Source organism: Pantoea sp. F_5, assembly GCF_008631595.1.
Classification (GTDB): domain Bacteria; phylum Pseudomonadota; class Gammaproteobacteria; order Enterobacterales; family Enterobacteriaceae; genus Pantoea; species Pantoea gossypiicola.
The window spans coordinates 1-19,714 of the sequence record NZ_VWUO01000029.1; the positions used below are offsets into that span (position 1 = coordinate 1).

The window sequence follows — 19,714 nt, forward strand, 5'->3', positions numbered from 1 at the left end:
CAGGAACTGCCTGAACGTGGCATCATGAGGCGTGGGTGTGCTGTTTTTCTTCTTCATCAGCCCGGGCTCTGAAAAATGACCCTGAGATGTTATCACAGCCCGGAAAAAGCTAACATTGGCGGTGAACAGAATTGCCATTTCTTCAGGAGACTGTGCCGGGGTGGTTCGGTCCCCTTTCCGGCTATTTTGCGTTCCCGCTCTCACTGCGTCATTACGCAGCCGCATAATGAGATCAGTCTGGATACCGAAAATTATTGCACGTTAAGGTTGTTTTCTGACCGTTCTGCTTTACCGGGCCTCAGCCCACGAAACTTACCGGAAGCCGATAACCGGTTGCTTTTCCAGGTATAATCGCCTGTCAGATTGATGTGTTCCCAGCCTGACGGCGACAAATGCGCCAGCAGTTGTTCGTTGCTCTTAAGTCCCTTACGCTTCAGGGCATCGTTCGCCCTTTCCATATAAACAGTATTCCACAGCGAGATCGCAGCTGTCAGAAGCGTCAGTTCACTGGCGCGGTAGCTCTGATTTTCCGGCTTTCTGTCCCTGATGTCTCCCAGCCGGCACATAAATAGCGTTCGCTCAATGCGGCCAATTTCTCTCAGTGCTTTGGCAAGACCGTTTTACCTGGAGTAGCTGGCTGGCTTTTTCAGCATCAGAGATGCTGTCACGGTTCCCTGTTTTACTGAGGTCACCCGGTCAGAGGTTCTTATCCCGCGGAATCTCCAGCAGCATTAACGTCCGCCGCTTCCCTGACACGGCGGGCGCGGAACGTACCGCGTACAGACCCGGTATTTTCAGCTGACGAAGGTAGATCCTGCTTCACCTATTTCCGGAATCTGTTCAATAAGGCCTTATCCGGCTGGCCGTCCTCAGCCTCTGTGCGAAAACCGCCTGCCGGTTCTCCACCACCATCACCACCTCACGTGCGGTCTGCGCTCATACGGCACGGAATCTTTATCCGGCCCGGGCTTCTGCAGTCCTTTACTGTATGAGCTGCCTTTTTTGTAAGGCACTCTCCTGGCCAGGCTGCAAACCCCTTTTCTCTTCCATTTTCATAACCAATATTTCCGTAATTTAAAGATATTGATAAAATTAATTTATCCTGCTTTTTGCAGTATTTAACATATCGCTTTTCCACACCTCAATTATTTCTAAACAAGAGTGAATTCCCGTGCGTTTCATTTTTCTGAAGGATCTTTCTTTTTCTTTGCGTTTTCTGATTATTTTTTATTTATAAATCAATTGGTTGGGCGAAATAATTGTGCGTAAGCCACGAAGTATATCCGCATCGATCGATGATTCCTTTGTTTTTTGTTTTATTGATCGGCGTTGACGATCAATGTTTGTCTGGCCGATAATTCCTTCCGCGATATGCCACCCTGCCAGACTTTTATAACGGGTTTCCGGCGAGGCGCAGGTTTTAAACAAAAGTCCACAGCGACCAGACCATAACCAGATTTTTATCTGGAGTGGGATGATTATAATGCGGAAATTACATCAAAATATGGCTGGAGAAAAAGAGCAGTACAGGGAGGCAGGCAGGAGAATTATTTCCCGTTCCTGCAGTCAGTCTGCATATTCAGGCTTGCCGGACGCAAAGATGCGATCGGTAAGGTGTTTGGAAAATAGTGTTATCATCTCTTCTGACGATATCGGTAAAAGAAAACTGCTCAGGGCTATGCGGCATTACGGCTTTATGGAGTGCGCGCGCATCTGCACCTTTCTGGAAACCGTGAGTGGTCCGCACCTGAACCGGGCAGATTACGCGTGGATAAATGCCGAGATGAAGGAATGCCTGCAGAACCACGATGACGGAAGTGAACGCTCCTTTTTTCAGGAGCTGAGATATTTACAGATGTGCACCGAATATATGCTTTCTCTTGAAGGCGTTCTGACGTAAATCGCCTGTTAAACCGGTAATAAAACGCCGGAGCGTTTGGTATGCACCAGCGGCTTGAAAGGGCCGTTAAATATGTAATGTCCATTGCATTAATGAAAACTCTTTTTTCAGAGTTGTTATTTCCGGTATGTGAATACAGGTTCGCATGCCTATATCTCCTGTCGTCACAAAGGGGATATAACAGGCTGACCTGTTCTGGCCTTTTTTAACCTGTTTTTTAATTATTGCAAATAAGGGATATTTAAAATGAAAAAAATTATTCTGGCTGCGCTGATGCCGGTACTGATGGTGGCTGCGTCTGATGCAATGGCCGGCGACCCAGCCCCAGCCCAGACCCCGATCACCATTGACGGCGGAAAAATTAACTTTTCCGGCTCAATTGTTGCCACCCCTTGTGCGGTTGACAACGATTCTGACGGACAGACAGTTAAGCTCGGTCAGGTGCCGGCTAACCACTTCTCCGCCGCTGGTGATACCAGCGCCGCTGTGCCTTTTTCTATCAAGCTTACTGGCTGTGTGCTGGATAAGGATGCCACCGGCGCAACGGCGAATTACACCGGTGCAGCCATTACTTTTAAAGGCACAGCCGTCAGTGGTAAGGCCGATGTGCTGGCTCTGTCTCCGTCAGCCAGCGGCGCGGGCGACGAAACAAAACCTGCCGCAAATGTGGGCATTCAGATTCTTCAGAATGGCACTGCAGTCGCGGTAGATGGCTCAAAGGCCTCCGCTAAACAGACCATCCAGGCCGGCTCAAACACCATACCTTTCGGTGCCGATTACGTTGCTACCGATGCTGGCGTAACACCGGGCTCCGCAAACTCAGTTGTTGATTTTCAGGTGACCTACAGCTGAGGCCTGCCGGGCTGACAATCGCGGCCAGCACTGGTCTGGCCGCACTTATTCCTCCATTTTCTGTTACGGAAATATCATGTCCAGTGTATTTCGAAATACCTTATGTGCCGTGCTGGTTTCTGCATCGTGTCTTGTTTCAACGGTGGCGTCGGCGGGCGGAATTACCCTTGGTGCAACGCGGGTTATTTATCCGGCAGGTCAGAAGCAGGTCAGTATGTCTGTGCATAACACGTCGGACAAGTCCAGCTTCATGGTGCAGTCATGGGTCGAGGATGCGGAAGGCAAAAAAAGCGCGGACTTCATTGTCACGCCGCCGCTGTATGTCAGCGGCCCGGGAAATGAAAACACCCTGAGGATTATGTATATCGGACAGCCTCCGAGAAAGGACCAGGAAACCCTTTATTACCTCAACTCCAAGGCTATCCCTTCGCTGGATAAAAAAAGTCTGGAGGGTAAAAACATCCTGCTGCTGGCTGCCACCACGCGCATCAAGCTTTTTGTCCGGCCGGCAGAACTGTCGCCGTCGGAAGAAAAGGCTCAGGATTTGCTGACCTTTCACCGGCAGGGGGAACAGACTGAGGTGGATAACCCCACGCCGTACTACATCACGCTGGCGAAGATTAAGAGCGGAGTCAAAAGCCTGCCTGACACCATGGTTGCCCCCGGCGGGCATGTCCTTCTCCCGGCGCAGGGCCAGATTACCTATCACACCATCAATGATTTCGGCGCATTGACGGCTGAACATGTCGCACATTTTTAGTCGGTTTCCCTGAAATGATTGTTTGTCAGAGGTAAAAGATGCGCACTATTACTTTTTCAAAAATTGCACTGTGCGTATTTGTTGCATGTCTTTCACCTGCCCGCGTACGGGCGGAGCTGTACTTCCCGCCGGAACTGGTGGCAACGAACCCGCAGATGGTGGCTGATCTGTCTCACTTTGAGAAGGAAGGATCACAGCTGCCCGGCAGTTATCCTGTCGATATTTATCTCAACGGCAGCGAGGTGACCAGCAGGAACGTTCGTTTTGTTGACGCCGGTGAGGAGCGAAAAAAGGCGGGCCAGGCAAAGACGGAAACAAGGGATATCCGGGACAGCACAGGGCTGATGGCGTGCCTGACGGTGCATGACCTGACCGGACTGGGTGTAAACACCGGCCGGTTCCCCGCACTGGCCGCCCTGCCGGCCGGGCAGTGCGTATCACCCGGACAGATTATCCCGGAGGCATTTACCTCGTTCGATTTCCAGAAGATGCGTCTGGATATCAGTATTCCCCAGGCAGCGATGAACAACAGCGCGCACGGATACATTCCGCCAGAGCGCTGGGATGACGGCATTACGGCCGCCCTGATGAATTACAGCCTCAGCGGCAGCGAGAACAAGGGCCGGTATGGCGACAGCAGCAGCCATTACCTCAACCTGCGCAGCGGTCTGAACATGGGGCCCTGGCGTCTGCGTGACTATCGCGTCTGGAACGATTATCAGAGTCGCCAGTCCCGCCAGCGGGACTGGCAGCATATCGAAACCTATGCTGAGCGGGCCATTATTCCCCTGCACAGCGAACTGCTCGTCGGTGACGGGTCGACCAGCAGCGATGTGTTTGACTCCTGGCAGCTGCGCGGGGTACAGCTTGCCACAGATGACAGCATGTACCCTGACAGCCGGCGCGGGTATGCGCCCGTTATACGGGGCGTGGCCAGCACGAACGCCCGGGTCAGCATCCGGCAGAAAGGATACGTGGTTTACCAGACCTTTGTGCCGCCCGGCCCCTTTTCCATTGACGACCTTTTTCCCGTGGGGTCGAGCGGAGACCTGCAGGTCACGATTACGGAAGCGGACGGCGCGCAACGGACCTTTACGGTGCCCTTTTCTTCCGTGCCCGTTCTTCAGCGGGAGGGGAGCGTGAAGTATGCGCTGGCGACTGGCCGCTTTAAGGCGCTCAGCAACCGGTACAGCAACCCTGACGTGGTTCAGGGCACGCTGGTCTGGGGGCTGCCCGCCGGGGTAACCGTCTACGGCGGCATGCAGTATTCCGGCAACTATCTCTCTGCACTGCTTGGTGCCGGCCTGAATATCGGCACCCTGGGGGCCTTTTCGGCAGACGTCACGCAGGCAGACAGTACCCTTGCAGACGGCAGTCACCATCAGGGACAGTCGCTGCGCTTTTTGTACGCCCGCTCCCTTAACGACCTGGGCACGTCTTTTCAGCTGACGGGGTACCGCTATTCAACCGAGGGGTTCCACACGCTGGATGAGACGGCCCTGAAGGGCATGCAGGGCTGGTTCTACGATTACAACACGGTGGATGTGGAAGGCCGGCCGGTGAAACGCCCCTACACGGACTACTTCAACCTCTATAACAACAAGCGGGAAAAGATTCAGGTCAGCGTTTCCCAGCAGGTGGGCAGCCTGGGGTCACTTTATCTCAGCGGCGTTCGCCAGAACTACTGGAACACCTCGGGGGTGAGTACCTCACTGCAGGCCGGGTTTAACGGGACGGTGAAAAGCGTCAGCTACAGCCTGAGCCTGAGCCGGAACGCCGGCCTGAACGGTTCGGACCGGGCGATATTTGCCTCTTTTTCCATACCGCTGGACGCGCTTTTTTATGGCGACAGCGGCCAGCGTCATACGCTTACCGCCTCATACAGCGTGAACCAGAATGCGGACAATCAGATTTCGCATCAGGCCTCCCTCAGCGGAACGGCGCTGGAAGGCGACCGGCTTGGCTGGAATGTCTCACAGAGCTATGCCAGGAATGCCGGCAACGGCGGAAGCCTGAGCGCGGATTACAAGGGCGGCTACGGGGAAACAAACCTGGGCTACAGCTACAGCGGAGACTACAGGCAGGTCAGCTATGGCCTGAGCGGGGGCGCCATTCTGCACAGTGAGGGCCTGACCCTGGGGCAGGCGCCGGGAGAAACGAACGTACTGGTGGCCGTACCCGGCGTGCCGGACATCAGCATCGTTAACGAAACGGGGGTTCACACTGACTGGCGGGGATACGCCATCGTACCCTACGCGTCAGTCTATCGGGAAAACCGCGTGGCGCTGGACACCGATTCGCTCAATGACCAGACGGACATTGACGATGCCGTCAGCCGGGTCGTACCCACCCGGGGCGCGGTGGTGCGCGCACGCTTCAAAGGGTACACCGGCAGTCGCGTGCTGGTGACGCTGATGCACGACGGTAAACCACTGCCCTTTGGTGCCATGGTCACGGCGGGTGAGCGCGGCGGTATCGTCGGGGACGAGGGGCAGGTCTATCTGTCCGGACTCTCACAGACGGGCATGCTTGAGGCTCAGTGGGGTGACGGCGCGGGCATGACCTGCAGCGCCCCTTACAGCCTGCAGGATGCAACCGTTAATCAGGCCGTTGTCAGAATTCAGGCCGACTGCCATTAACCAAAAAGTAAACATAAAGGATGTATCAGATATGAAAAAGAAAAAAAGCGCATCTGCGCTTCTGGTGTGTGCCATGAGCCTTTCTGCGGGTAGCGTATGGGCGGCGGGAGACAGCACGACAATTAATGTGAAAGGAAAGATTGTTTCGAATACCTGCGTGATTGACACGACAAACTCAGATCTTACCGTGACGCTGCCGACGCTTTCTGACAAGGATTTCAAGTCTAAGGGCGTTGTTGCAGGTAAAAAGACCGTCAACCTGGTACTCAAGGACTGCGGAAAAGACACCTCTAAAGTGGACGTGACGGCTTCGGGTGACCCGGACGATACGGATAAAAGCGCGTTTAAAAATGCAGCAACCGGGGGGGATGCGGCAACAGGCGTCGGGCTGTATTTTTATGAGACTGACGGGAATACCCTTTTTTTACCGAACGGTACGAAGGAAGAGTCATCACTGGACGCGACCAAAACCAATACGCTGGCCTACACGGCTGCTTACGTGGCCACTGCGGCAACAGTGTCAGCAGGTGGATTTGCATCCGTGGTTAACCTGATGCTGGAATATCAGTAAAAAATCAGAAACAGGAAATGCAGAAAATGCAGAAAATCAGAAAAACCCTGACGGCAGTCATCCCTGGCGTGGCGTTTCTTGCCTTTGCGCTGACCGCTTACGCTGCCGGAGACACCGCTACTATCACCATAACGGGCACGGTGAAGAATGCGTCCTGCACGCTGGTTCAGCCGGAGCCGGTTACGCTTCCTCCCGTGGACGTCAGGGATTTCGGGGGGGCGGCAGGTAAGGAGGTCGGCCAGGCCACCATGGAAATTAAGCTCAACAACTGCACAAGCGACCAGAGCAAGCTGGATATACAAGTGTCGGGTACGGGCAGCGGTACTGTTTTTAGCAATACGGCAACGGACAATCCGGCTGGCGGCGTGGGTATTGAGGTGTTTGATCTCGACGGCCTCGCGTTTAAAACAGACGGGACCAGTAATGCCGACGTCCAGACCCGGGAACAGGACGGCAGTTACGATATCAAATATACAGTGAAATATGTTTCGACCGCCGATACGGTGACCGCTGGAAATGTGCAATCGATCGTCACCGTAGCATTCACTTATTCGTAACGCTTTAACGCCTTCCTGCAGTGAGGAGGAATGGGGTGCTGAAGGCGACGCTGTGGATGAATGACATTATCCGGTCATCCTGCCGGTGACTGAGTTATATTAAAAAGCAGATACTCAGATGAAATTAAGAATGACAGACTGGCTGGTTGGAACGATACTGACAATCGCGGCGCTAAGCAGTAGCGCCCAGACTATCCACAGCGATCCCGTGCGATACTTGCCTCTGTTTCAAATAACAAAAAAATCGAATGGGAATAACTGGCTGGTCAGTCTGAAAGCCACCTGCCAGGTGGCTGCGGGGGAGCCTGCGGCCCCTCTATCCGTTCACGTCGGCGGGCCACAAACCTTGGAGCATGACATGGACTGTGGTACCAGCACCCAGTGCGTGGTAGGCGATATCACGGCTAATCCCTATACCACATTCACCTGCTTGGTGGGAGGAGGGCGGGTATCTGATGAAGTCCAAACAATCAACGCGAGTCTCATCGTGGACTATGACGGTGGAGTTGCGTATCGCGCAAAAGGGACTGGGACCGCAGTCGATAGTGGTGGGGGCGACGCCGATGTACCTACCATCATAAAGTTGGTCAAGGATGATCGGGCGGGGCTGTCGGGGGAAAGCAGCTTCACACTAAACAAGGGCGTGCTGACGATTTCGATAGATGGGGCAACCTATGACAAATTGCGCGGATGGCGGGTAACGGCCCCGGGGGCGCATACGGTGACGCTGCAAACCAAAACGAAGAAACTGCCGGCTGGCATCTATACCGGTGCCATCAATGCTACGGTGAGCATACCGTGAGAAAGGGGCCGATTGTAAGAAACGTGCTGTATTGCATATAGCTGCCTCTCCAGGACAGCGTTTAATGTTGGGTTCTGTTGCACAAACGGTAGTGGTCTGGCGAAAAGAACATTACTTGTTTTCCATACTATCAGCAGGAAAAATGTTACCGGGATGAAGAACTCCATGCAAAAAACATTACGGGGTGTTCTTGCCGCCGCAGCGGCAACGTTATTAATCACCCGCGCGGAAGCTGCGACGTTGGTTATCGAAAACTCCACGGCCATATCGTCAGAGACGGGGGGTTATGCGGACAATAACACCTACAGATGCTGCATTTTGCGCAGCACCTTCTCAGAAGCCTTCAACACAGAGCTGCATGACCTTATAGACACGAGGAAGGCGGGGATAATCATTAACGAAAAGACATGCACGGGACAACAACAATGTTGTGGGGATGAAGTGGAAACGAAGACGTATACGGTCGCATGCCGCAGTACAGTATGGGGTAAGGCGAAAATCGCTGAGACGGATATAACGGCTCTACAAGTAAAGGACGGCAGCGTATGGTTCGATAAGGATAGTGTCACTAAGTCCGTGGCCCCATCCGATTCCGTGACCGCCACTGTGCCTGACACGATCGACCTGGGAGAAGGTCACGTGGGGCAGACAACCGAACAAACATTCGCGGTAACACTCTCCGGGGGCAATCTGGATCTGGGCATGGGGCTCGGTGGAAGCGATGGGGTGTTACATATTCCAACACTCCGTGATGACGGGAGCGACTTCGGGGGAACACTGACCGCGGCGCCCGACTTGCACGGCGTAGTGACTGCCGGGTATGGCATGGACTTTAAGCAAAACGGCAACGTTACGTTGCGATGGACCCCGACGGGCACTGGCGCCATGCACGCCACGCTGCAGGTTGTGTTATCTGTCCATTGAATGCCACGAAACCTCCGGTTGGGGAGGGCTGCCGGGAAGAACAACCACTTCAGTGCTGTCGCTCGGACTGCATCTTATGGTCTGACCGGGCTCTGAGCGGGGGGCGGGCGTACGACGCGCGGTGGACACCGTCTGCCGGCATTCTTTTCCAGATCAAAAAATAAAATAGTGGTGTTTGAAGATTTAGACCGGCTAGGGAATGCAGATGTTTTTGTAAGGTTTAGGGAAATCAATTAGATAGTTAATAATCTTAAAGATTACCCTGTAAGATTTCTTTACGCATGCCGCGATGATGTTTTTCTTGGCCCTGATATACGGACTAAATTCTTTGATTTCATCCTTCCTGTCGTCCCTGTGCTTGATGCAAGAAACGCCTACACGCATCTGAAAAACAAGCTAAAGGGCTTTCCGGCTGAACATGATGTACTCCTAAAACAGTTGTCTCTCTACATAAGCGACATGCGATATTTGCAGAATATGGCTAATGAGTATAACTTATTCAGGAAGATAGTTGAGGATAATACAAGCGAAGTCAAAATATTTGCTATTATTTTTTTTATAAAAACATCCACTCTCAGGATTATAATCTAACTGATAAGAAAGCCGGGTTGCTGTATTTTATTATGAATGACTATCGGCTCAGAAATCTACATGAATATATTTCACATCCCTGGATGATGAGAAAGACAGTCTTTACAATAGTCTTGAGAGACTAAAAGAAGAAAAAGCATCATCCGCAATTGACGTAAGAATGGAGATTATTTGCCGCTTTTGCCTTATGAGCTGTGGCGCGGTCTATATTTCTCAAATAGTAAATATGGTTCGCAGCATGGGGAGAAGTTTGTTCCGGATGATTTGCATAAAAATGAGAATTATTTTATTGATTTATTTAGCTCTGCATCGTCAGTATTTTTTTTGGATACGGTGATCGCTATAATAAAACTTTTAGGGGGTTTTAATTTTTCGTCAGTAATATAACCAATGAGTATGAGGAAAGGAAAAAATTATTTCTTCAGGCAGAGAGGTGAAGTACAGAAAAACAGCGATTGATCTGAGAGCAGTAAAATAAAAGATAAGGTTGAGAAACTCCATCACTCTTTCTGATTTAATCACAAAAATTGGCGAAGAGCAATTTATAAATGTAGTGAATGAATATATTGATAAAGATGACGATCCGGAAATTATTGACCAGAAACAGCTGGAAACAATTCGAAGTGGTTTTCGTCATGGTGGTTATGAGGCACTTTATTACCTGCTGACAAATGGGTATATCATGCAGGATTATATGATGTTTCGCTCTATTTTTCATGAAGGCGCTATTTCTGTTAACGATAATGACTATATAAAAGCAGTGGGTCGTTTAACGAACTGTGAAAGTGTAAATAACAGTTTTACGCTCGATGATGAAAAATAAGTCATCTCTGAGCTAGCTGATCAGAACTACATTTACCGGGAAGGGACAGTTCATAATCAACTTGTGACTTATATGATGAAAAATAAAAATGCCCTTCATGAACGCTATTTGTCAGGGATGATTTTGAAGATTTTCGAAAAAAATTCCGACGCTGTTATCTCTTTATTCAGTGTGCAGAACGCAAAGTTCACGCAGCAAAATTCATTTTCAGAATTAATTTCTCTGGCTCTGGGAGATAATCATTATCTTGATCGAATGCTGGCCCTTTTGGAAGGAAAAGAATCAGATGCAATACTAATTCATATCATCATAAACATGATTGCATTTGTTGACCCCGGCGTGTCGGAGAATCGAGGGCATTACAGGCAGTTTGTTGAAGAAAGAGGATATCAGCTGATATCACAACTTGACGCGGATACAGTTTAACCCTTTCTGAAAAATATAAAAAGACTCAATGTGGTTTACGATGATATTACCCTGCCAGTGACTGATATGGAGTTAACTGCTTTACGTTTTATCGCTGATAATGAAATGTATCGCTTTAACAAAGCTTCTTTCAGAACTGTCGTTGCCGGGCTGGCTCACGATGATGACATCACCTGTGAGAAAGTTGATGTCCGCCCACTATCACTGGTAAATGATCTTGAACTGGGAAATGTATGAAATATATTGATTCAAATATTTACGTTTTTTGCCCGCGAGATATTCATGGGGTCAGAAGAAAACAGCGAAACAATCGTCAGCCTGCTGCTGCACCCTTCCATTGAAGGATTACTGACATAGATATGCGGTTCAGCTGATTTCAGCCTGAAGGAAAAAGCGGCGTTACTGGTTAAACATAAAACTGATACAGCGAGCAATTCCTGGATTATTTAAAACCCTCCAGTGATGTAATTAAGGGCATGATTAAACTATCAACTGACGATAGTCAGAAAATAAGCCTGATAATCCGGCTGCTCACGTACAAAGGTATCGGCCGTTCTGATATTGCAGAGATGGTGTCTGAGTTAGATGAAACTGAATACAGGAAATTATTCAGTCAGCAGACGGCCACTCTGATCCTGAGTAACAGCAGTGAAGGTGAATCCTTTTTATCAGCCTTGCAGAAGAGTGGCCTCATCCTCGAATGGTTGCTCCGTGATGACGGGAAGTATTACGTTACCTGTCGCAAAAAATCGCGTCAGGATCCTGACCGCAACTGACCTCCGGTTCAGGTTAGGGATTTCCGCTGGAATCCCTAACCTGCCCTGCCTTCTGCCGTTGAACTTAAAAGTCCCTTCATAACAGCAGGATAGCAAGATTTTTCAGTGGGCCGGCACACCTGCTGTCTGTCCGGTTCTGGTTATACCTCTGTGTTTTTATAGCTTATTTCGTTTTTTCCCCAATTTTTGCGTTATGCTCAACTGACCGATCACCGATTTATTGCGCTTTTATACTGACATCATTCCGGGCAGAATTTCCGGGTGTGATAATGTCCTGCAGGCCTTGTCCTGACAGGTCTGCAGGCTTATTCAGCCGGTTTTCAGCGTGCGGAGATTAAAAAACTGGACTACTTACCCCCCGAACTTTCACAGAATTCACGTAGCGCTGTCATTCTTTCCGGAGGATATGCGCGCGCGCTCCGCCTGCGGGAAATGGCCATTGCAGCCGATCTTGACGTCCCCCGCTATCTGCTGGCACCGGAAATCGCGGTACTGCTGCGCTATCTGCCCGATCTGCGCCAGCGCATGCTGATTGAAACCCTCTGGAACACGGGGGCACGCATCAATGAAGCGCTTGCCCTGACACCCGCCGACTTTTATTTCAATGCCGATATGCCGTTCGTGAGGCTGCGAACCCTGAAACAACGCGCACCTCGCTCTCGCGGGCGGCCCACCCGGGAAGAACGTCAGGAAGTGCCCTTTCGTGCACTGCCACTGCCTGATGTGGATTACGTGCGGCGCATGCAGGCGTTTTTTGCCACGTTCAGACTGCTGACACGCAGGGCAACGCCGATGTGGGATGTGGCCAGCCAGGAAACGCCGCGTAACTGGATACGGGCTGCCGTCAGGCGGGCTGAACAGGATGGCGTAATATTCTCTGTCCGTCCTGTTACACCCCATACATTCCGGCACAGTTTCGCCGTTCACCTGCTGATGAACGGCGTGCATATCAAGCAGGTTCAGGCGCTCATGGGGCACAAGCGGCTTGAGAACACCGAAGTCTACACCCGGATATTCGCGCTGGACGTGACCCCGGATCTGTCATTCTCAATGTCATCTGATGCCGCTCTGGAACTTCTGGGATTTCAATCCGCGTTGCCGCTGAAGGCTCCCTTACGGTAAGTCGTAAATGAGTTTTTACAGAAAAGCGTATTTGCTGATTTTTTATTGATCTCGTCTGAAACAACCAGTAAACTCTTTATAAATCGTAATTGTTAATTTGTATAAATACGATTGTACAGAAAATCGCAAAATTCATTTCCGGAGAACATGATGATTATTTCTGTCCTGAACCAGAAAGGTGGAGTTGGCAAAACGACGCTCAGTGTCAATATCGCTGCCAGACTGGCCGCTGATGGTGCCCGTGTTTTACTGATCGATGCCGATCCTCAGGGGAGTGCGCTTGACTGGGCCGCAGCCCGGGAGGGAGAGTCGCTGTTTCCTGTGCTGGGGTTACCGCGGGCGACGCTGCATAAAGATATCGGTAAATTTACGCAGGACTATGATCATATCGTTATTGATGGCCCGCCGCGTGTTACCGAACTTGCCCGTTCAGCCATTATGGCAGCCGACCTGGTTCTTATCCCTGTTCAGCCGAGTCCTTACGATGTCTGGGCCGCACAGGAAGTGGTTACTCTAATCAGCGAAGCCAGAATTTATAAGGAAAACCTTAAATCTGCATTTGCGGTTAATCGTAAAATCGTAAATACTGCCATTGGACGCGATGTCGGAGAGGCGCTGTCTGCCTATGAAACGGCTGTGCTTAAGTCCAGTGTTTCACAACGTGTGGTTTTTGCGGAGGCCGCTGCTGTTGGCAAGGCGGTCTTTGAGCTTGAGCCGGACTCCGCTGCCTCAAAAGAGATTAGCGCTTTGGTTAATGAGATTCTGGAGCAATAACGATGAGTGGTAAAAAAATTACATTTGGCTCAAAGCCGACTAAACCGGCTCCCAGTGCAGATGCCTGGGTAGAGAGCCGCTCTGTGGAAGAAGACGGCCTGCCCGCAGAGAAAATGAAGAGACTGACGATTGATATCCCGGAAAGTCTCCACAAATCCATTAAATCAGCCTGCGCTCTTCGGGGGACCAAGATCGCTGATGAGGTGCGCGAGTTACTGTACAACAAATACGGAAAGCCGTAATTCTTTATTTGCGACTTTACGATTTTACGCGCCCGTTCTATGACATAATGGATTTGGGTTTTTATAACTATTTAGCCCAGACTGCACATCCAGTGGAACGGTGCACTGACAGGCTCCTGTCAATGTGAAGCCTGAAATCTGTGTTTAATGAAAAGCGCATTTCATTAAATACGGAATTATTTAATGCAGAACTGACGTATTAGCTGTTCCTGCTGTGATCTAATCTGACAGTGACATGAGACAGATGTTACTGTCCCCTTCTTATAACGCTCTGCGGTGAGCGCCGTGCCGCTACTGTAGCCGGGCCGCTTCGACTGCAAGGGGTCGCTCTGCCAGTGTCCTCGCCCGGTCGCAGCTTTTTCAAAGGCTTTATCCGCTGTCTTCCCGTCGTTTTCCGGCTCAATTTTCGCCGTCAAACCGTTCAGCCTGCGTCTGCTTTTTCACTGCGCTGCGGCCTGCGGCACCGCCCCTGCATTCTCCGCTTTACGCCCGGCTGACGTCACGAATGCGCCTATATCCTTGCAAAAGGCCGTCCACTCCTGCCGAAAAACCCGTTGAATGGCGTGATTGCGTGGGAATATTCAGGCAACCGGCACCACCCGACCGAAAACCAGCCACCGGGTGGAGTACGGATACGGGCTGCGTTTGCCCGTATAGAACAGCACCGGTATCACCAATGGCAACTTTTTATGCCCTGCCTCCAGGTGGCGCTGCATGGCGTATCAGGCGGAAAGCCATATGTTGGGGTTCTACGCCGGAACCGCCGAAATTTCCAACACCCACTCGCAGTCAGGCATCACTGAGCGCTCAGCCCCCACAGGATAACCCAGCAAAAACGAAAGAGAGTCAGGTCGCGTGATGGCCTTTACATTCCGCACCATCCGGTTCCTGATTTTTAAACCAGAAATCAACCGATGGCGATTTTTGGTATCTACTACAATCATTTTCCTTAAAGGTACATGTGGGATTTTTACCTTTAAGGAAGATGATTGTGAAAGTAAAAGTATGGACGGTATTTATTTCGGCGTATCTGACGGCCTGTGCCGCACCCGGTACAGAAAAATATCAGACTATCATGGACAGCGTTACGGCAGAAAAAGTAAACCAGATTATTCGCTCGGATGTCATCCCTTCTTCAGGTGAAAATCACGGGGAAGTTATCAACCGCGTGTCATCTGCTTTTCTCGGTACGCCTTACCAGGCTGATACACTCATCGGCGGGCCCGGTACTCCGGAAGCGCTTGTCGTGGATTTCAACGGTGTGGACTGCTTTACCCTGGCAGATTACGTCGAGGCCCTGACCCACAGCCATGACCAGAAATCGTTCCTGCATAATCTTACAGAGGTTCGTTACACCGGGGGGAACGTTGACTACCTCAGCCGCCGGCACTTCTTCTCTGACTGGTTCACCACCGCACCACGCAATGCCCGGGATGTCACACCGGATGTCAGCCCTGACTATGCCGTGGCGGACAAACAGCTTAACCGTAAACCGGACGGGGGGGAGTATATCCCGGAGCTGGGCATTCATCCCCGTAAAATAAATTACATTCCCGGAAACACCATCAGTCAGCAGGTGCTGGACCGTCTGAAAACCGGGGATTATGTCGGCGTCTACTCTCCGCTAGAAGGGCTGGACGTTTCGCATGTGGGTATTGTGGTCCGCCACGACGGGCAGGTGTGGTTCAGGAATGCCTCCTCACTGGCAGCAAACAGAAAAGTGGTGGATTCGCCGTTTCTGGAATACATGCGCGCGAAGCCGGGCATCATTGTATTGCGAGCTGAGTGACCCGCCCATTACCTGTAACGGCTCGCAATCGAAATCACTCCGACTCGCAATCAGCGAAAATCTCGACCCACATTTACTGCAAATGAAAAACGCCACCGACTCACATTAAGTGACAATGGGCTCGCATTTATCCTGCCCGGCTCGCAATTCATTTCACCGGGCTCACAATAATTGCAAATGAAATTTGTCATATCGGTAGCTGATAGCATATTTGCAGTACCAGCGTATCGCCTACAGGATTTATGCTGGCCAGTTCGGATACTATTGTGCCGGGCACAAAATGACTTAAAATATGGGCAGCAACTAAAGAACTTAACGTAAAATTAACAATTAAGATTCGGGGTTATCATTAATTTTAATCTTAAATATACCAATGGAAAGTTACAGGAATATTTTGACGAAACTGTAACTTTCCAGTCGAAATTAATGATTCCAGACAAAACCAGTTGAAATACTGCTCAGAGTACCATCGTTGTTACTTACCACCTTTATAACATTCAGACTAAAGTTGTCTTTGCCATCAAATGCAACCTCGTTATAGTAGTTAGCATCCATATTTCCTGCCGATATTTTTTTCGTACCACCATGGTTTAACGCACTGAAAGTTTGTAGGTATTCAGCTGGAGCCATTACATTAAGGTATGTTCTTGCACTGACCTTTGCACAGTAATTGCTTCTACTAAGATCCATTTCTGAAACAGATATATAATTGCCATCATAAACACCCTCTTTCCATGAGTTACCGTTTTCATAATCGACTTTTATGCCGGACGCATAATACGTCAATCCTCCTGTCATTGGATCTGAGTATATTTTTGACGCAAAACCAAGGTGACTAATCGGGGATATTTTATCCCCTGCCTTCTGAGGCTTGAATGCCAGTTCCCATGCGCTCTCAAAGCTCTGTTCATTTGTCGACACTCCGGAAAAAAAACCAGGGTAACAGCTAGGTATGTATGCTTTTTCAGGTTTTTCAGGGTTCTTGGATATTTCCTGATAAATAAATATATGATCAAAAGCATTTTGGAAGTAGTTGAAGGTGCTGCAGATTTGATTGTACTGACCATAGTAAGAACATTGAGATACTTGTTGTTTTGAGTCTGCTGCAAGATTATCTTTCTGCGCTGACAAGTAATTTATTGCACCGGAATTGTTGTCTGATAGTAAATCAGAAATGTATTTCCTTTCACTACTCACTTCGTTATCTGTCAGCCCTATAGTTACTGCATGAACTATACACTCTATCCTAAACGAGTAAATTATATCAACAACCATCACATATAAAGGGACAAAGTAGTATTTTTTTGACATTCCATCTACTTTGAATCTTTCATCTATCCCCAGAAGCCATGGACTCAGAGCTGTATAAATATCTCTGGCCATTTCAAAGTTTTGCTTATCTATATATTGTTTAAAATATGACATTTTTGTATGCAACTCACTTATTATTGCCTGTAAGTTACTCCATGTGCTTTGGTCTATTTTTTCATTTACTAATGCTTCTATTTGTGCTTTTATTTTAGTGAAGGTATCTTCCCCACTTGGCCAGAATAGATTCAATACAGCATTAATTAACCCTCCAAGTTCCGGGACGAAATAAGTAGCGGCTTTACCAAGGATAGTCTTAAGTATCGTAAGTTCATTATCACTTAATCCGCTATCGCTCAGATAGTTACTTATCAGGATGTTCTGTTTATCAATGTCAGCAGTTTTTAATTTTGATACGCTCATCATTATGTCCTCTTTATGAAAAGAGAGCACAATACGATAAACACACACAGCGATTCTTAATGAAGTATCAATGATAGTCATAAAGTTATCGCATTAGTTTTATACATGTACCGAGACTCAGTCCGTCTGGCATGAATTAATTTTTGTGTCTTATTTTGGTAAATCCAAAAAAGTCAATCAGGTGAGAAAATTTACCTGTTTCATTTGGGGTGTTTTTGTCTCATCCCGGTGCTACGTTTTCATCATCTAAAGTCTAACGAGACAGTTTTCATCATTATGGCACTTTAGGGCTATGCCCGCTTTTCAACCAGTGACCAGGATCTTACCCTGCAGACATAAATTCTCCGCGCTGCCGGTTGTGAAATCATTCGCTCAGAAAAAGCCAGCGGAAGCAGCCGGACCGGAAGGAGCGAGTTGCAGTTGTTGCTGGAGTTCCTGCGCCCCGGTGATACGCTGATGGTGACTCGCGTGGATCGCCTGGCCCGCAGCATTAAGGACCTGCAGGATATTGTGTTTGCCCTGCCATATTCACTATCAGCTGGCGCCTCCATGCCGCTTCGCGGCATATGAAGCGTGACGGCGCATACAAATAACTTATCCAGAATTTAACTTGTCAGTTTTGTTGAAGTGGCGTTGATTAACAGTGGATATTATTGCGAACAGTTAAGTCCAAAAGGAAAAGGAAAAGGAAAACCCGGGCAATCCTGGCGTTAATGCGACAGAAACTTATTTTTTTCCAGAAGCAGTCGAACTCTGCTTTCACTAATCATCCAGCAAAAGAATCTGATATTTAAACTTCCGCTCCACCTCTTACCAGCTTCCGGACGACTCCGTTTTCCACAAAGCTGACTGACAAATAAAAGAAAAGGCAGGAATAACAATGAAAAAAGTTATTTATTCCCAGGATTTTGAGTCTGATAACCCTGTGTACTGGGGGATGATTGTCACTAAGGATGGCAACACATTTGGCAGGAGTACGCTCAGCAACAACCAGCTAAAGCAGCACGTATTACAACTTGTATCAACTGAATTACAACTGGACACTGATACGATATATACGCTTTCTTTTGACTATAAAACCGAATCCCCACTTGATGATTTCAGTATTAAAATAGGTTCAGGTATTCATTATAACATCATGTCTTCAGTGTTGTGGGTTACCCCAACCATTTCATGGCAAACTGCCTCTTTTGAATTTTCTCCCGCTATGCATGTTGACTCCATTTTCTTTGAATTCGCGGGTCACGAATACGACAGTATGGATTTTGATATTGACAATATTCTGATAACTACTGAGTCAGTTGACGATGATGACCCTGATGATATCACCAGCGTTGACCTGACCATCAAAGCCGTCTCCGGTAGCACCGCCCCGGTTATCTATGCCAACGGCCGTAACCAGCTTCCCGTCGAAATCAGCGCTAAAGCCATGAAGGAAAATGCAGATGGCTCTGAGTCAGTGCTTATCTTCTCACACGCAACCTGGATTCATATCCTGAACCTGCGTCATGCCGGGTCCGATGAAAAACTCACCTGGCAGGGCCGTTCCGGGTGGTGTTTTACGGATGCTGAGAATGATTACAGCCGTGAGGTGGCGGCGGAAAATAATGAGGCCGGGCCTGTACTGGCTTCTGCCATTCGGTATATGGGCACCGGAGAAACACTGATTACGCTGTATGTTTACACCGATGACATTAGCACTGAGCGGGTTGCGGTCAGTATTGACACCGAAGGTGGTAAGCATTTTACCACCGCCGATAACGCTTCAGGGGCCGAGCGAAGCTCTGTAACTGTTCGGGCTGTTCAGCCCATAACCTATCTGAAGAGTGATTTAATTCAGGATGTGGTCAGTGATTTGGGGAAAACGCAGATATCCCTGCATTATTCCTGTGACGATGACAGCTGGTCAGAAAAAATTGATGCACACTATGATAATTTGTACTTCTCGGTAAAAAACAAACTACAGAAGTACACCGTCAATAATTACGGGCAGGATGGGAAAAGCGATTACCGGATCCCTTTAAGAGCAGCCATATACTGGAGAGCAGATAATCATGATCAGCATATGCTGATCGCGAATCCTGACGATATTCCGGCGGGAACAGCCACTCTCGGATTTTATGGTAAAGCGACATGGCATGAGTTTTTTGCTATAGGTGATTCCACGGGTATTTATGATCTTTTCCAGACGTTTGAATTTAATGCCCGGCCGGACACCATTTGCTGGACCCATTTTTCCTTTGCTGCGTCTCAACACTGGATTTTACCCGGCGGTAAAGACCTGCACGTAAATGATACCGACCTTTATAATTTTGACGCTAATCCCTGGTTTGAATTCTACGACCTGTACGGTAACTATGGCGCATTTAATATCCGCTATAACGACACTACTCATGAAATTGAAGTCGACCCGCGGTAGCACCAGTCCAGCCTGG

The 19,714-nt window shown here is 49.1% G+C and carries 19 protein-coding genes and 5 pseudogenes; 20 read left to right on the forward strand and 4 right to left on the reverse strand.

The genetic code is table 11. The features are described 5' to 3' along the window. Together F3I44_RS24065 and F3I44_RS22630 are read right to left on the reverse strand one after the other, a co-directional pair. Positions 1 to 225: hypothetical protein (locus F3I44_RS24065; RefSeq protein WP_150019647.1), on the reverse strand; the 225-nt coding region annotated here is incomplete at its 3' end. A 36-nt stretch (positions 226 to 261) separates the two neighbouring features. Next, positions 262 to 560 (reverse strand): annotated as a pseudogene (locus F3I44_RS22630) (Tn3 family transposase); the annotation flags it as partial. 923 nt (positions 561 to 1,483) lie between these two features. Between F3I44_RS22630 and F3I44_RS22635 the strand changes: the two are divergent. The 17 genes and pseudogenes from F3I44_RS22635 to F3I44_RS22710 form a co-directional block, all read left to right on the forward strand. Beyond that, complete coding sequence (locus F3I44_RS22635; protein ID WP_150015935.1) at positions 1,484 to 1,900, forward strand: hypothetical protein; 417 nt, start codon at positions 1,484 to 1,486, stop codon at positions 1,898 to 1,900. A 246-nt stretch (positions 1,901 to 2,146) separates the two neighbouring features. Then, positions 2,147 to 2,752, forward strand: coding sequence for a fimbrial protein (locus F3I44_RS22640; RefSeq protein ID WP_150015934.1), 606 nt, complete (start codon positions 2,147 to 2,149; stop codon positions 2,750 to 2,752). A gap of 76 nt (positions 2,753 to 2,828) precedes the next feature. Beyond that, a complete protein-coding gene (locus tag F3I44_RS22645; RefSeq protein ID WP_150015933.1) occupies positions 2,829 to 3,512 on the forward strand; it encodes a fimbria/pilus periplasmic chaperone in 684 nt (227 codons plus the stop codon). Between the two features lie 38 nt (positions 3,513 to 3,550). Further along, entirely contained in the window at positions 3,551 to 6,151 is a 2,601-nt protein-coding gene (locus F3I44_RS22650; protein ID WP_150015932.1) for a fimbrial biogenesis usher protein, read from the forward strand. Between the two features lie 31 nt (positions 6,152 to 6,182). Next, positions 6,183 to 6,722: a fimbrial protein gene (locus tag F3I44_RS22655; RefSeq protein WP_190286035.1), complete on the forward strand. Its 540-nt coding sequence runs from the start codon at positions 6,183 to 6,185 to the stop codon at positions 6,720 to 6,722. Positions 6,723 to 6,739: 17 nt separating this feature from the next. Next, positions 6,740 to 7,279: a fimbrial protein gene (locus F3I44_RS22660; protein WP_150015930.1), complete on the forward strand. Its 540-nt coding sequence runs from the start codon at positions 6,740 to 6,742 to the stop codon at positions 7,277 to 7,279. A 118-nt stretch (positions 7,280 to 7,397) separates the two neighbouring features. Beyond that, positions 7,398 to 8,081, forward strand: a complete 684-nt coding sequence (locus F3I44_RS22665; protein ID WP_150019649.1) for a hypothetical protein — start codon at positions 7,398 to 7,400, stop codon at positions 8,079 to 8,081. 153 nt (positions 8,082 to 8,234) lie between these two features. Next, positions 8,235 to 9,005, forward strand: coding sequence for a hypothetical protein (locus F3I44_RS22670; RefSeq protein WP_150019650.1), 771 nt, complete (start codon positions 8,235 to 8,237; stop codon positions 9,003 to 9,005). A gap of 132 nt (positions 9,006 to 9,137) precedes the next feature. Continuing rightward, positions 9,138 to 9,596 (forward strand): annotated as a pseudogene (locus tag F3I44_RS24380) (hypothetical protein). Between the two features lie 487 nt (positions 9,597 to 10,083). Beyond that, complete coding sequence (locus F3I44_RS22675) at positions 10,084 to 10,419, forward strand: hypothetical protein (RefSeq protein ID WP_150015927.1); 336 nt, start codon at positions 10,084 to 10,086, stop codon at positions 10,417 to 10,419. A 72-nt stretch (positions 10,420 to 10,491) separates the two neighbouring features. Then, entirely contained in the window at positions 10,492 to 10,845 is a 354-nt protein-coding gene (locus F3I44_RS22680) for a hypothetical protein (protein ID WP_150015926.1), read from the forward strand. Between the two features lie 30 nt (positions 10,846 to 10,875). Continuing rightward, a complete protein-coding gene (locus tag F3I44_RS22685; protein ID WP_150015925.1) occupies positions 10,876 to 11,082 on the forward strand; it encodes a hypothetical protein in 207 nt (68 codons plus the stop codon). A 239-nt stretch (positions 11,083 to 11,321) separates the two neighbouring features. Then, complete coding sequence (locus F3I44_RS22690) at positions 11,322 to 11,621, forward strand: hypothetical protein (protein WP_150015924.1); 300 nt, start codon at positions 11,322 to 11,324, stop codon at positions 11,619 to 11,621. A 432-nt stretch (positions 11,622 to 12,053) separates the two neighbouring features. Then, positions 12,054 to 12,743: a site-specific integrase gene (locus tag F3I44_RS22695; RefSeq protein ID WP_150015923.1), complete on the forward strand. Its 690-nt coding sequence runs from the start codon at positions 12,054 to 12,056 to the stop codon at positions 12,741 to 12,743. A 150-nt stretch (positions 12,744 to 12,893) separates the two neighbouring features. Beyond that, positions 12,894 to 13,517 carry a ParA family partition ATPase gene (gene parA / locus F3I44_RS22700; RefSeq protein WP_150019652.1) on the forward strand — a complete coding sequence of 208 codons (624 nt, stop codon included), beginning with the start codon at positions 12,894 to 12,896 and terminating at the stop codon, positions 13,515 to 13,517. Positions 13,518 to 13,519: 2 nt separating this feature from the next. Continuing rightward, on the forward strand, positions 13,520 to 13,759 hold the full coding sequence (locus tag F3I44_RS22705; RefSeq protein WP_150015922.1) for a plasmid partition protein ParG: 240 nt from the start codon (positions 13,520 to 13,522) through the stop codon (positions 13,757 to 13,759). Between the two features lie 497 nt (positions 13,760 to 14,256). Then, positions 14,257 to 14,367, forward strand: a pseudogene (locus F3I44_RS22710) (DNA methylase); the annotation flags it as partial. Between the two features lie 6 nt (positions 14,368 to 14,373). On the opposite strand, the pseudogene F3I44_RS22715 reads toward F3I44_RS22710, so the two are convergent. Then, a pseudogene (locus tag F3I44_RS22715) lies at positions 14,374 to 14,478 on the reverse strand (Rpn family recombination-promoting nuclease/putative transposase); the annotation flags it as partial. A gap of 266 nt (positions 14,479 to 14,744) precedes the next feature. Between F3I44_RS22715 and F3I44_RS22720 the strand changes: the two are divergent. Then, positions 14,745 to 15,548 carry a DUF1460 domain-containing protein gene (locus F3I44_RS22720; protein WP_150015921.1) on the forward strand — a complete coding sequence of 268 codons (804 nt, stop codon included), beginning with the start codon at positions 14,745 to 14,747 and terminating at the stop codon, positions 15,546 to 15,548. Between the two features lie 423 nt (positions 15,549 to 15,971). Here the strand turns inward: F3I44_RS22720 and F3I44_RS22725 are convergent, their stop codons facing one another. After that, the gene (locus tag F3I44_RS22725) at positions 15,972 to 17,360 is read right to left on the reverse strand and encodes an insecticidal delta-endotoxin Cry8Ea1 family protein (RefSeq protein WP_150019651.1); all 1,389 of its coding nucleotides are present in this window, start codon (positions 17,358 to 17,360) and stop codon (positions 15,972 to 15,974) included. A 246-nt stretch (positions 17,361 to 17,606) separates the two neighbouring features. Here F3I44_RS22725 and F3I44_RS22730 point away from each other — a divergent pair. Further along, positions 17,607 to 17,801: pseudogene (locus F3I44_RS22730) on the forward strand (recombinase family protein); the annotation flags it as partial. A 358-nt stretch (positions 17,802 to 18,159) separates the two neighbouring features. Beyond that, complete coding sequence (locus F3I44_RS22735) at positions 18,160 to 19,698, forward strand: hypothetical protein (protein WP_223811737.1); 1,539 nt, start codon at positions 18,160 to 18,162, stop codon at positions 19,696 to 19,698. Positions 19,699 to 19,714: the final 16 nt, after the last annotated feature.

Coding starts and splice junctions, on each gene's coding strand:
- F3I44_RS22635 (WP_150015935.1), top strand. CDS start 1,484: ATGCGGAAATTACATCAAAATATGGCTGGAGAAAAAGAGCAGTACAGG.
- F3I44_RS22640 (WP_150015934.1), top strand. CDS start 2,147: ATGAAAAAAATTATTCTGGCTGCGCTGATGCCGGTACTGATGGTGGCT.
- F3I44_RS22645 (WP_150015933.1), top strand. CDS start 2,829: ATGTCCAGTGTATTTCGAAATACCTTATGTGCCGTGCTGGTTTCTGCA.
- F3I44_RS22650 (WP_150015932.1), top strand. CDS start 3,551: ATGCGCACTATTACTTTTTCAAAAATTGCACTGTGCGTATTTGTTGCA.
- F3I44_RS22655 (WP_190286035.1), top strand. CDS start 6,183: ATGAAAAAGAAAAAAAGCGCATCTGCGCTTCTGGTGTGTGCCATGAGC.
- F3I44_RS22660 (WP_150015930.1), top strand. CDS start 6,740: ATGCAGAAAATGCAGAAAATCAGAAAAACCCTGACGGCAGTCATCCCT.
- F3I44_RS22665 (WP_150019649.1), top strand. CDS start 7,398: ATGAAATTAAGAATGACAGACTGGCTGGTTGGAACGATACTGACAATC.
- F3I44_RS22670 (WP_150019650.1), top strand. CDS start 8,235: ATGAAGAACTCCATGCAAAAAACATTACGGGGTGTTCTTGCCGCCGCA.
- F3I44_RS22680 (WP_150015926.1), top strand. CDS start 10,492: ATGATGAAAAATAAAAATGCCCTTCATGAACGCTATTTGTCAGGGATG.
- F3I44_RS22690 (WP_150015924.1), top strand. CDS start 11,322: ATGATTAAACTATCAACTGACGATAGTCAGAAAATAAGCCTGATAATC.
- F3I44_RS22695 (WP_150015923.1), top strand. CDS start 12,054: ATGGCCATTGCAGCCGATCTTGACGTCCCCCGCTATCTGCTGGCACCG.
- parA (WP_150019652.1), top strand. CDS start 12,894: ATGATTATTTCTGTCCTGAACCAGAAAGGTGGAGTTGGCAAAACGACG.
- F3I44_RS22705 (WP_150015922.1), top strand. CDS start 13,520: ATGAGTGGTAAAAAAATTACATTTGGCTCAAAGCCGACTAAACCGGCT.
- F3I44_RS22720 (WP_150015921.1), top strand. CDS start 14,745: ATGATTGTGAAAGTAAAAGTATGGACGGTATTTATTTCGGCGTATCTG.
- F3I44_RS22725 (WP_150019651.1), bottom strand. CDS start 17,360: ATGACTATCATTGATACTTCATTAAGAATCGCTGTGTGTGTTTATCGT.
- F3I44_RS22735 (WP_223811737.1), top strand. CDS start 18,160: ATGAAAAAAGTTATTTATTCCCAGGATTTTGAGTCTGATAACCCTGTG.